This is a genomic window from Alcanivorax sp. NBRC 102024 (genome assembly GCF_001602235.1).
GTDB lineage: Bacteria > Pseudomonadota > Gammaproteobacteria > Pseudomonadales > Alcanivoracaceae > Alcanivorax.
Map to the genome: position 1 here is coordinate 1 of NZ_BDAS01000017.1, position 11,621 is coordinate 11,621.

7 protein-coding genes are annotated in these 11,621 nt (G+C 58.9%); all 7 read right to left on the reverse strand.

Translation table 11 applies throughout. The features are described 5' to 3' along the window. Positions 1–2,848, reverse strand: a 2,848-nt coding sequence (locus tag A0251_RS16430) for an Ig-like domain-containing protein (RefSeq protein ID WP_062817922.1), incomplete at its 3' end; no start/stop codon positions are given. A gap of 314 nt (positions 2,849–3,162) precedes the next feature. Beyond that, a complete protein-coding gene (locus A0251_RS16435; protein ID WP_062817923.1) occupies positions 3,163–4,083 on the reverse strand; it encodes a ketopantoate reductase family protein in 921 nt (306 codons plus the stop codon). Then, positions 4,073–5,527, reverse strand: coding sequence for a DHA2 family efflux MFS transporter permease subunit (locus tag A0251_RS16440; RefSeq protein ID WP_062817924.1), 1,455 nt, complete (start codon positions 5,525–5,527; stop codon positions 4,073–4,075). The genes A0251_RS16435 and A0251_RS16440 overlap by 11 nt, the downstream gene beginning before the upstream one ends. After that, a complete protein-coding gene (locus tag A0251_RS16445; RefSeq protein WP_062817925.1) occupies positions 5,527–6,555 on the reverse strand; it encodes an NADP-dependent oxidoreductase in 1,029 nt (342 codons plus the stop codon). The genes A0251_RS16440 and A0251_RS16445 overlap by 1 nt, the downstream gene beginning before the upstream one ends. 318 nt (positions 6,556–6,873) lie before the next feature. Next, entirely contained in the window at positions 6,874–8,016 is a 1,143-nt protein-coding gene (locus A0251_RS16450) for an acyl-CoA dehydrogenase family protein (protein ID WP_062817926.1), read from the reverse strand. Between the two features lie 10 nt (positions 8,017–8,026). Beyond that, positions 8,027–9,223, reverse strand: a complete 1,197-nt coding sequence (locus A0251_RS16455) for an acyl-CoA dehydrogenase family protein (protein WP_062817927.1) — start codon at positions 9,221–9,223, stop codon at positions 8,027–8,029. Between the two features lie 264 nt (positions 9,224–9,487). Next, the gene (locus A0251_RS16460) at positions 9,488–11,575 is read right to left on the reverse strand and encodes a 3-hydroxyacyl-CoA dehydrogenase NAD-binding domain-containing protein (protein WP_062817928.1); all 2,088 of its coding nucleotides are present in this window, start codon (positions 11,573–11,575) and stop codon (positions 9,488–9,490) included. Positions 11,576–11,621 lie beyond the last annotated feature (46 nt).

Here is an 11,621-nt window from a genome sequence, read left to right on the forward strand (position 1 = left end):
AGCGGAGCACCAATGCGCCGGTTTCCAGGGGCAAGGGAATCAGATCGCCCAGAATCGGAATGGCCAGCGTCGCGTTGGCGGTCAGAGATGTGCCCATCACATGCTGGGCATTGATCTCCACCGGAATCGCCGACTCTCCTACGGTCTGGATACAGAAGATTTCGCCATCGGCATCTTCCTGGGTGGCGCACCAGCGGCCATTGCCTTCATCGACCAGACCGATATAACTCAGGTCCAGCGGTTGCTTTGGCAGAAACGCCATGGGCAACGCCGCATGGGTAAAGATCTGGTCACCTTGATCCAGGTTGGCGCCGCCAATCAGCCCACCGGTGCTTTTCACATGACCGCGGGCATGGTTGTTGACCGCTTCCACTTCATCGTTATCCCAGTTGCCATTGCCATTGACGTCGGTGTACTCCCGGGTCAGAACAGTGGCATAGGCAGCCCCTTCATCCGGGGTGGCAGTGAAATCGAGCAGAATCGGCGGCCCTCCTACACAGGGCTGGTTGGAAAGCGGGCCACAGGTGCCCATGCCATTGAGTGGGTCCGTGTTGATGCCCAGGTTGCCGAAACGATCATGACTGCGGAACACCGCTTCGCCACTGTCGCCGCCATTGATCACCAGCCGATAGGCATTGCCGGGCGTAATGGTATCCGGTGCCGGCTGAGCCCGCAGACGCAGACTGTTGCGTCGTGCTGACATGGGGATGTTCTGCCACTGGCCATTCACCTGCTCACCCAGACACATGGCCCCGCCTTCACAGGATTGGCCATCGGCGGCAATGGTGCCGAACGTCATGGAGGCCATTTCCATGGGCATATTGAAACTGATCTCGATGGGGCGACTGACGTCGTAGAAGAAGGGGTAATACAGTGAGTCCGACGCCAGGCCGCCCACACACCGGCCAGCCATTTGCACCGTGTTGCCATCGGCATCCTGGCGTTCCACACCACGGTCTTCCAACGCACACCCGATGCCCGGGTAGGCCCCCAACACCACCGGTGGCAGTACCGGCGCACCATTGTCCGCCGCGTAGCTGGCCGTATCGAAAACAATCTGACCCGTGCCATCGGTGGCATCCCCGGGCACGAACTGCAGATGCGAAGGATCAAACAGGTCCTGATCTTTCAAGCCATCGCCAAGATCCAGGTAATAGCGCTGCCCGGCCGCCAACGCATTGAGCGGCGTAATCACCAGGTTGGAACCACTGCTACGGACCTGCACCGGCACCGGTTCGCTGCTGTCCTGACGGAACAGTTTCACCTGCTCCATTCCTTCGTCATGCACTGGCTCGTTGAACACCACAACGATGTTGTTGCTCGGCTCCACCTGGGTCTGATTATGTTCCGGGAACGATCCGGTTGCCTGAAGTGGGTCGCGGTTGAACTGATCGAACTCGAAGTCCACGTCTGCACGAACGCCAAGTGCAAAGTCCGCGCTGACTTTGGCAGCTCCGCTGAGAATATCCAGTTCCAGGGTTCGGAATACCTCGAAGGTGAGCGCGCCATCCTTCACATCCACCACGCCAACCGCCTGGATGTGCATCAGGTTCTGGTTCACTGAAGCATTGCCCCGTGGTTCGACTGCATGCATGGCCAGATCAAAATTCATGTACACAAACATCGGCGCATAATCATCATCGGGCTGGAACCCCTTGGGGCGATAGGGGTTGGTCACCAGATAACCGGTCACGTCGGTCACAAAAGTGCCGATGATGTCGCCGGTAAACATGGGAGTGCGCACCTCGCCACCCAGCTTGATCGGATCAATACCGGTAATGCGCAGCTGCTGGCCGGCTCGGGCGACCACGGGCACCGCGTCCACATGCACGTCCGGACGGCCCATCCAGCCCTCCAGTACCAGCGGCATGGCATTTACCTGGGTCACACCCAGTGCCTCGGTAACCAGGTTGAACTGGTTAAGCGGCAACCCGTGCAGCCGTGAGGCTTGCGGGTAGCCCGGGTCCCCCAGGGCCGGCTGGGCTTTCATCAGCTGCTTGATGGGCGGGTTGAGATCGACCACGTCATCCTTGGACAGCGTGGGCGTCAGCTCATAGGTCACTGTCTCCAGAACGTCTTCATCAAAATCTTCCAGACCTTGCAGGGTGAGTGTGTAGGTGTCGCCGCCGATCAGGTCCTCTTTGGGGTCCAGGGTGATGTAGTGGCGCTCATTGAGAATCCTCACATCCACCAGTTCCCCGGACTGCTGATGCTCCAGCTTGACCGTGTCACCGTAACGGACGGTGGTCTCCACCAGCGGCTCGGTGAAGGTGATGCGCACCGGCGAGAAATCCATGAACGGGAAACGCTCTTCTGCAACCGGCTCCGGCAGATAGGCCCCGGGATTCTCCTGGTTGATGGCCAGCACCTCGGGAACCTGATCGGGCAGCGGGTGGTACTGGCGGGTGCGAAACGTAATCAGCGGGCCGTCCTGATCATCCAGGTTGACGATGCCGGAGGCGATCTGCGGCGACACCCACAACCGGTACTCTTCACCGGGGCGCAGACCCGACATGGAAAAGGTAAAAGTATGGTTGCGGTTGGAGACCTGGGCGCTGGACAGATCCACCAGGTTCCCTTCACTGTCGGCCAGACACAGGGCGCCGGCAAAATTTTCACCGTCAGGCTGACATTCTGCCTTGGCGGCAGCCTCATCAATGGCACTGGAAAAAGTCAGCAGCAACTTGCTGCCCAGGGGCAGATCCACCATGCCGTCAGACGGATATGCGTAGATCAGCGCCTCACCCGGCTCCGGAGGGATAAACACATCCGGGTCGTCTTCACAGGCATTGAGCAGGGGATAAAGCAGACATAAAACAGCCAGACGCTGTATCGATATTGTGCGCATCCTTTCACCCGTTTCTTGTTTTTGGAGGCAGATTTTTCTATTGATTACGGGGACAGGATTCAGTGGCGCGGGGACGGGGACAAGTTATCGTTTGTAAGCAAAAATCCACATAATGGTGCGTTTTATCTACCTGATAAATAGACACTTTCTGCATTCACGTATACTTCACGCAGCAAATTCCCAAGTAATTCAACGGCTTTTGAAAAGGGGATTTTTGCTCAGGGATTCCGCACTAAAACTTTGTTCGTAATCCCTGGTTGACAAGAAAAACCGCAACATGACGTTTTGTATCATGCTGCGAACAGAACGCCGCCTTATTGGTAACGAATACGCAGTGCGGTCAGCACCGTTTTCAAGTGAGGGACAGCCACTCCATGGCGTTCGGCAATCGCCACCACATTACCCAGGATGGCATCCAGTTCGATGGGCCGGTCGTTCAGGTAGTCCAGTGCCATGGAATTTTTGTAGGCGCCCATCTTGCGGGTACCGGCCAGATTTTTTTCCACCAGATCGTCCGGGAGCGGATAGCCATCGGCAGCGGCGACGGCCATCACTTCTTTCATCATGGTACGGACCAGGTGTTCGCCACCGGGGGCATCAAGAATCGATAACGTATCGGCCCCATTGCACAGCACGCTGAGAGGATTGAACGGCGCATTCCAGACACACTTGCGCCAGCGCTCCCCCACAACCGCTTCGCTATCGTTAACCTCAATGCCCCCTTCCCTGAACAGGGCGCTCAAGCGGCGGCAGTGCTCATCAAACCCCGCGGGAAAATTGCCCATTACCAGTTGGCCGTAGGCCTGATGATGAACCTCACCGGGGCCCGTGCGGCTGACAGCGATAAATGCCAGACAGCTCACCAGGGGATGCTGCGGATAGGCATCGGCCAGCTCCCGTTCGATATCCAGGCCATTCTCAATCAGCACCAGGCCGGTGTGGTCGCCCATCCAGGGACGCACCAGCGCTGCACGATCCATGCCGGGCAACACCTTGACGCAGAGCAGAACATAATCGGGAAACGCGTCCGGGGTGTCATCCGGGCGATACACCCGCTCCGGCTGCCAGGACAACTCCCCCAGGGGGCTGGTAAAACGAAAGCCGCCCTCCTTAACCGCGTCATAATCCGAGCGCAGCACCACACTCACCTCACAGCCAGCCCGTTTAAGAATGGCCCCATAAAAGCTGCCGATGGCACCGGCACCGACGATCAGAATGCGAGGTTTATCCGTCATAACAGTGTCTCTTTATCAAGCCCTGCCGCATGGCATGCAAGGGCCACAACGACAGCAGGAAAACGATTAACAACAACCAGAAAGCCCGATCAAAACCAAATTCAAAGGCCTCTGCCAGCGACAACCCAGGATCAGTCTGCCCATAGCGATCACTGAAAAATTGTATGCAAAGGGCGCACAGATTCACGCCCAGGGCACCGCCGATCTGCCGGGCGAAATTGAAAATGCCCGAGCCCTGTGGAATCAATGCCGGTGGCAGCAAGCCCAGTGCCCCGGTGGACGATGGCGGCATCATCAACCCCAGCCCCACCCTGCCCAGCAGGGTCCACCACACCAGCCATACCGCCGATGTCGCCAAGGTGGCACCCGCCATCAGCGCCATGTTGAGGACAAACAACAGCAGACCGATGATCATGATGCGGGTCTCGGAAAATCGGTCGGTCAGGTGTCCGGCCACCGGAAAGGTGAACGCCATGGCCAGTCCCGCCGGCATCAACATCAGGCCGGCACTGGCGGCGCTTTCGCCCAGTACCTGCTGAAAATACAGCGGCGTCACATAGGTGGAGGCGAACACCCCGGCACCAATCACCATGGACATGAGAAAGCTGCCCGTGAAGCCCGGATACGCAAAGACCCTCAGATCCATGAGAGGGTGGGCATGGCGCCGCTGCCACACCACAAACCATGCCAACGAGACAGTGCCAACAAGCAACGTGGTCAGCAACCAGGGGTCGCTCCAACCACGGCGATGGCCATTGGCCAGACCCCACAGCACTGCCGTGATACCCAGGGCCAGCAACAGCACGCCAGCACGGTCGAGGCGAACCGGTGCCAGCTGGCGATCCTTGCCGGGCAGGTAGCGCCAGGCCATCACCATGCCCACCACACAGGCCGGCAGTACCACCAGGAACACCGCCCGCCAGGACAGGGTATCCACCAGCACCCCTCCGATGGCAGGGGCAATCGCCGGCCCCAACACCACGCCAAGCCCATAGATTCCCATGGCCTGGCCGCGCCGGTTAAGCGGGAAGACCTGAAAGATGGTAATCATGGCCAACGGTTGTACCAGCCCGGCCAACAGACCTTGTCCGATACGGGCCGCCACCAGCAGAGGAAACTGCTCACTGACAGCACCGATAATGGACACGACGATAAACAACCCCATGGCCAGCAGATAGGCACCACGGGCACCGAATCGCTGGGCACACCAGGCATTGAGCAGCATGCCCACGGTCATGGCAGCAAGAAAGCCGGTGGCCAGCCAGTGCACCTGATCCTGGGCCAGCCGAAACTCCACCATGATGGTGGGAATGGCCACATTGATAATGGTGGACGCCAGCACCACGGACATGGTGCCGAGCATCACGGTTATGGTGGCCAGCCAGCGGTAGCGTGGCCCATAACGGTCGAACAACCGTTCGACCTGGGCCTCTACCGACGCCATTACCGGGTGGGGTCCTCGCTGACCTGCACCAGCAGCTTGCCGCGATTACGTCCGGTCAACAGGCCCTGGAAGGCATCCACGGTGTTTTCCAGACCCTGGACGATATCTTCCTGGTACTGAATTTTTCCAGCCTGCATCCAGGTACTCATGTCACGGATAAAGTCCTTCATCAGGTGGGCGTAATCGAACTGGATAAAGCCTTTGATCAGGATCCGCTTGACCAACAGCTTGGTCAGAAACGCGGGCAACTGATCCGGTCCCTGAGGCGCTTCGGTATCGTTGTAGTGGGCGATGCGACCACACAGGGGAATGCGGGCGAAATCGTTGACCTGCTTCATCACCGCATCGAACACCTTGCCGCCAACGTTTTCGAAATAGATATCGATGCCATCCGGGCACGCTGCCTTGAGCTGCGCGTCAAAATCCTCGTCTTTGTAGTTGACGCAGGCATCGAAGCCATAGGCCTCAACCACATGCTGGCACTTGTCCGGCGCCCCGGCCACGCCCACCACACGGCAGCCTTTCAGCTTGGCGATCTGACCAACCACCTGCCCCACGGCCCCGCTGGCGGCGGACACGACCACGGTTTCGCCTTCTTTCGGCTGGCCGATTTCCAGCAGGCCGGCATAGGCGGTAAAGCCCGGCATGCCCAGCACCCCGACGGCGGTGCTGATGGGCGCCTGCTTCGGATCCAGCTTGCGCAGCATGGCCTTGCCCTGCACGGAGTATTCCTGCCAGCCCCCGAAGCCGAGCACGTAATCACCGGCTTCATAGCCTTCCAGCCGCGACTCCACCACCTGCCCCACGGTGGCCCCCTGCATCACATCACCTAGCTCCACACTGGCGGCATAGGACTTGGCCGGGCTCATGCGACCGCGCATGTAGGGGTCCAGGGACAGGTAGATCGTCTTGATCAGAACCTGCCCGTCTTTCGGCGACGGCATCTCACCTTCGCGCAGGGGCAAATGCTCAGCCTGCGGCATGCCTTTGGGGTACTCGGACAGAATAATCTGGCGGTTGATCGTCATGGTGCTCTCCCGGATTTCAAACCTACCTGTAGGAGCGTCGCTTGCGGCGCGAACCGGAACGAAGTGCAGGTAACGCCCGCCAGGGCGGCCCGCAGGGTGCACGAAGTGCATAAACCCAAAACCTGAAAAGCGGCATTTACCACAGAGGACACAGAGATCACTGAGGAAAAAACGGGTTCTTCTCTGTGTACTCTGTGCCCTCTGTGGTGAGAGTGCTTTTGATCCTGGTCTTTTATCGCGCCGCAAGCGACGCTCCTACGGCTAGGAAATATTTTTTATCATCAAAAAAGGCGGCCGAAGCCGCCTTGGCGTGTTGCGTTACGCAGCGTCTTCGTCCACATCCAGCAGGTTTTCCAGCTGCTGCATGTGATAGCTCAGATCACCAAGCTGGTGATCAATCATCACGATACGCTTGGCGTAATGAGACACGGCGGTTTCTTCCATCATGCCCATGCCGCCATGGAGCTGGATGGCTTCTTCCGCCACCTTGCGCCCGGACTTGCCGATGATCGCCTTGGCCGCCGCCAGGCGCTTGGCACATACCGGTGCCGACAACTCCAGGGAGCAGGCTGCCAGAATGGTCATGGAACGGGCTTTTTCCAGCTCCATGCGCATTTCCACCATGCGGTGCTGCAAGGCCTGGAACTTGCCGATGGGCACGCCGAACTGCTGACGTTCCTTGATGTAGTTCAAGGTGTGGTCACAGGCCACTTCCATGGCGCCGGTGGCTTCCGCACAGAGGGCAACGATACCCAGCGCCAGGGATTTCTCCAGGGCGTCAATGGCATTGCCTTCTTCACCCAGCAGCTCCGCCGGCGCCTTGTTGAGACTAATTTCCGCCGCATGCAGACCATCAATGGTTTCATAACCGCGGCGGCTCACGCCCTCGGCGGCAGCATCCACCACAAAGGCGGACAGGCCCTTGCGGTCATTGGCATTTCCAGCGGTACGGGCAATCACGACCAGCTTGTCGGCGCTATCCCCGTGCAGGACCACCGCCTTGCTACCGCTGATCACATAGCCATCGCCGCTCTTTTCCGCCGTTGTCGCCACATGGGTATGGTCATAACGACCTTCTGGTTCATAGGCGGCCAGGGCCAGGCGCAATTCACCGCCAACGATGGCGCTGATCAATGCCTCTTTCTGGCTGTCGCTACCCAGGGCATTGATCAGGGTGCCACTGAGCACCACAGTGGCAAGATAGGGTTCCAGCACCAGGCCGCGACCAAAGCCTTCAGCCACTACCATCAGTTCCGGGCCGCCGCCATTGAAGCCACCGAAGTCTTCGGAAAATGGCACACCCAGCAGGCCCAGTTCGGCGAACTGCTGCCACATTTCTGTTGAATAACCCAACTCGCTGGTGCGGGCTTTTTCGCGTACGTCGAAGGGGTAACCATCGCGAACCAGACGGCCCACGGTTTCCTCGAGCATGCGTTGTTCGTCGCTCAGTTTGAAGTCCATGGTCGTCTCCTTACAGTCCCAGAATCATCTTGGCGATGATGTTCTTCTGAATTTCATTGGAGCCGCCGAAGATCGACAGCTTGCGCATGTTGAAGTACTTGGTGGAAACACTGTTGGCAAAGTCGGGGCCCACCATTTCACCGTCGTAATCTGCGTCAAAGGTTTCCGGCAGGAACGGCTGGGCGTAGGGACCCGCCGCACGACGGAACAGGTCGGTAATTTCCTGACGCAGTTCGGTGCCCATGATTTTCAGGAAAGAACTTTCTGCGCCGGGGACACCGCCCGCCTGGGCTGCGGCCACGGTACGCAGGTTGGTCATTTCCAGTGCCATCAGCTCCATTTCCACATCCGCCAGACGGTTGCGGAACAGCGGGTCTTCAATCAACGGTTTGCCGTTCTGCTGGACCTTGCGAGCCACCTCTTTCAAGTGCTTGAGCGCCGCCTTGGACTGGCCCACACCGGCAATACCGGTACGCTCGAAAGTCAGCAGGTACTTGGCGCAGGTCCAGCCCTTGTTCTCTTCACCGACCAGGTTTTCCACCGGCACTTTTACGTCGTCGAAGAACACTTCGTTCACTTCGTGCTCGCCGTCCAGGGTAATCAGCGGACGTACGGTGATGCCCGGAGTTTCCATATCGATCAGCAGGAAGGAAATCCCTTCCTGTTTCTTGGCATTCGGATCGGTACGTACCAGACAGAAGATCCAGTCCGCATGCTGCCCCAGGGTAGTCCAGGTTTTCTGGCCATTAACCACATAGTGGTCGCCTTCGCGAACCGCCTTGGTTTTCAGGCCGGCCAGATCAGAGCCGGCACCCGGCTCCGAGTAGCCCTGACACCACCACACATCACTGTTGAGGATGGGCGGCAGGTATTTCTGTTTCTGCTCGTCGGTGCCGAACTTGATGAGCACCGGCGCCACCATGTTCACGCCGAAAGGCAGCACGGTAGGAGCGCCATACTCGGCGCACTCTTCCTCGAAGATGTGCTTCTGGATGGGAGACCAGCCTGTGCCGCCGTGCTCTGTGGGCCAATGCATGGCCATCCAGCCCTTTTCGTTAAGGATTTTCTGCCAGCGGATGGTGTCTTCCTTGCCCAGGTGCTGGCTGTTCTTGACCTTGCTGGCGATGTCCTTGGGCAGCTTTTCATCCAGAAAGGCGCGCACTTCATCGCGAAACGCCAGTTCTTCCGGGGTGTAGTTGATATCCATCTTTCAGAACCTCTTGAAAGGTTGTTGAGCGTTTTCACCACCGTGGTCATCGAGTTGAAAGTATAAAGTTCAAAGTTTAAAAGCGCGGTCAAGGTCACCAGCAATCGAGAAACTCGGTGGCCGCGACCCAGACTTTATTTGCTACAAATTAAAGTCAGGCGGCGCGGCTCAGTCCCTATTCAGTTGGCAACCCCACTAATTCGCGTTTTAACTTTCAACTTTTAACTTTCAACTGACTCCCTCTGCAGCCGTTCGTTATTCAGATTACTTGTAAAAGCCCTTGCCCTGCTCTGCCAGGTCGCTGAGCAGTTTGGCCGGCTTCCAGGCATCCGAGCCGGTTTGCTGATAGATCTCGTTGATCTTGTCGTGGATGGTTTTCACACCCACCTGGTCCGCCCAGAACAGCACACCGCCGCGGTACACCGGGAAGCCGTAGCCGTAGATCCAGATCACATCCACATCCAGCGGGCGAGCGGCGATGCCCTCTTCCAGGATCTTCGCCCCCTCGTTGACCATCACGTACATGCAGCGCTCCAGGATTTCCTGGTCGCTGATTTCACGGGGGTTGATCCCGTTATCACTACGATATGTAGCAATAATGCTCTCAACAGCCGGTGAAGGAACAGGGGTGCGGTCGCCGTCTTTATAGTCAAAAACGCCAGCCTGGGTTTTCTGACCGAGACGACCGGCTTCCACCAGTTCGTCAGTCCAGTTGCGCGGCGGTGCGTTATCCGGGTCTTCCTTGCGCAGTTCCTCGCGGATGCGATAGCCCACATCCATACCGGCCAGATCAGACATGGCAAACGGCCCCATGGGGAAGCCCAGATCGAACAGCACCTTGTCCACCTGCTCCGGGCTGGCGCCTTCGTTGACCAGTTGAATGGCCTCAGCCTGGCGCTTGTGCAGCATGCGGTTGCCGACGAAACCATGGCACACGCCCACCAGCACACCGACCTTGCCGATGCGACGGCTCAGGTCCATGACAGTGGCGATCACTTCATCGGAGGTTTTTTCGCCACGCACGTTTTCCAGCAGCTTCATCACGTTGGCGGGGCTGAAGAAGTGCATGCCCATCACGTCTTCGGGACGGCGGGTAAAGCTGGCAATGCGGTTCACGTCCAGGGTGGAGGTGTTGGTGGCGAGAATGGCGCCGGGTTTACAGACCCGATCCAGCTCACTGAACACGGCCTTTTTTACGTCCATGTTCTCGAACACCGCTTCGATCACCAGGTCCACATCGCTCAGGTCGTCGTAGCTGAGGGTGGGCTGAATCAGCGCCATGCGCTGCTCCACCTGCTGTTGGGTAATGCGGCCTTTCTTCGCGGTGTTTTCGTAGTTCTTGCGGATGATGGCGATGCCCTTTTCCAGGGCCTCTTCTTTCACCTCGAGAATCTTCACCGGAATGCCCGCATTGGCGAAGTTCATGGCGATACCGCCACCCATGGTGCCGGCGCCGATCACCGCCGCCTGCTTGATCTCGCGCTTGGGGGTGTCCTTGTCGAGCCCTGGCACCTTGGCCACTTCCCGTTCGGCAAAGAACACATGACGCTGGGCCGCGGATTCGCTGGAAACCAGCAGCTTGAAGAACAGCTCCCGTTCCCGCTCCACGCCCTTGTCGTAGGGCAACTCCACCGCTGCCTTGACCGCCTTGATACAGGAAAACGGCGCCTTGAAGCCGCGCTGTTTTCTGGCAATGGATTGCTCGAAATGCTCGAACAGCTCGGCACTGGTATCCCCGGGCACGTCCAGTTCGGAGAGTTTTCGCAGCGGCGCGCCATCGGCCACCAGCCTGCGGGCAAAGGCCAGTGCGCCCTCCAGCAGATCGCCACTGACCACCTCGTCCACCAGACCCAGCTCCCGGGCCTCGGCTGCCTTGATCGGGTTGCCGCCCACGATCATTTCCAGGGCTTTCTGTGCCCCCACCAGACGCGGCAGGCGCTGGGTGCCACCGGCACCGGGCAGCAGGCCCAGCTTCACTTCCGGCAGACCCAGGCGGGCGCTGTCCAGGGCCACGCGATAATCGCAGCCCAGCGCCACTTCCAGCCCGCCACCCAGGGCGGTGCCATGGATGGCAGCGATCACCGGCTTGTCGCTGGCTTCGTATTCATCAATCACCGCGGGCAGTACCGGCTGCTGGGGCGGCTTGCCGAATTCACGGATATCGGCGCCGGCCGGGAAGGTCTTGCCCTCGCCGATCACCACTACCGCCTGGATGCCATCGTCCGCCAGGGCCTCGCGCAGACAGTTCTGCAGTCCTTCCCGGACCCCATGGCCCAGCGCATTGACGGGGGGATAGTTGATTCGGATTACGCCAATATCGCTATCACGACTGAGGCTGACCGGATGACTCATAGTACTCTCCTCATTGAACTGCCATGCTCCGGTGAAGCCAGGCAGT

Excerpts from the sequence above, each read along its gene's own strand:
- A0251_RS16435 (WP_062817923.1), bottom strand. The coding sequence starts at position 4,083 with ATGACGGATAAACCTCGCATTCTGATCGTCGGTGCCGGTGCCATCGGC.
- A0251_RS16440 (WP_062817924.1), bottom strand. The coding sequence starts at position 5,527 with ATGGCGTCGGTAGAGGCCCAGGTCGAACGGTTGTTCGACCGTTATGGG.
- A0251_RS16445 (WP_062817925.1), bottom strand. The coding sequence starts at position 6,555 with ATGACGATCAACCGCCAGATTATTCTGTCCGAGTACCCCAAAGGCATG.
- A0251_RS16450 (WP_062817926.1), bottom strand. The coding sequence starts at position 8,016 with ATGGACTTCAAACTGAGCGACGAACAACGCATGCTCGAGGAAACCGTG.
- A0251_RS16455 (WP_062817927.1), bottom strand. The coding sequence starts at position 9,223 with ATGGATATCAACTACACCCCGGAAGAACTGGCGTTTCGCGATGAAGTG.
- A0251_RS16460 (WP_062817928.1), bottom strand. The coding sequence starts at position 11,575 with ATGAGTCATCCGGTCAGCCTCAGTCGTGATAGCGATATTGGCGTAATC.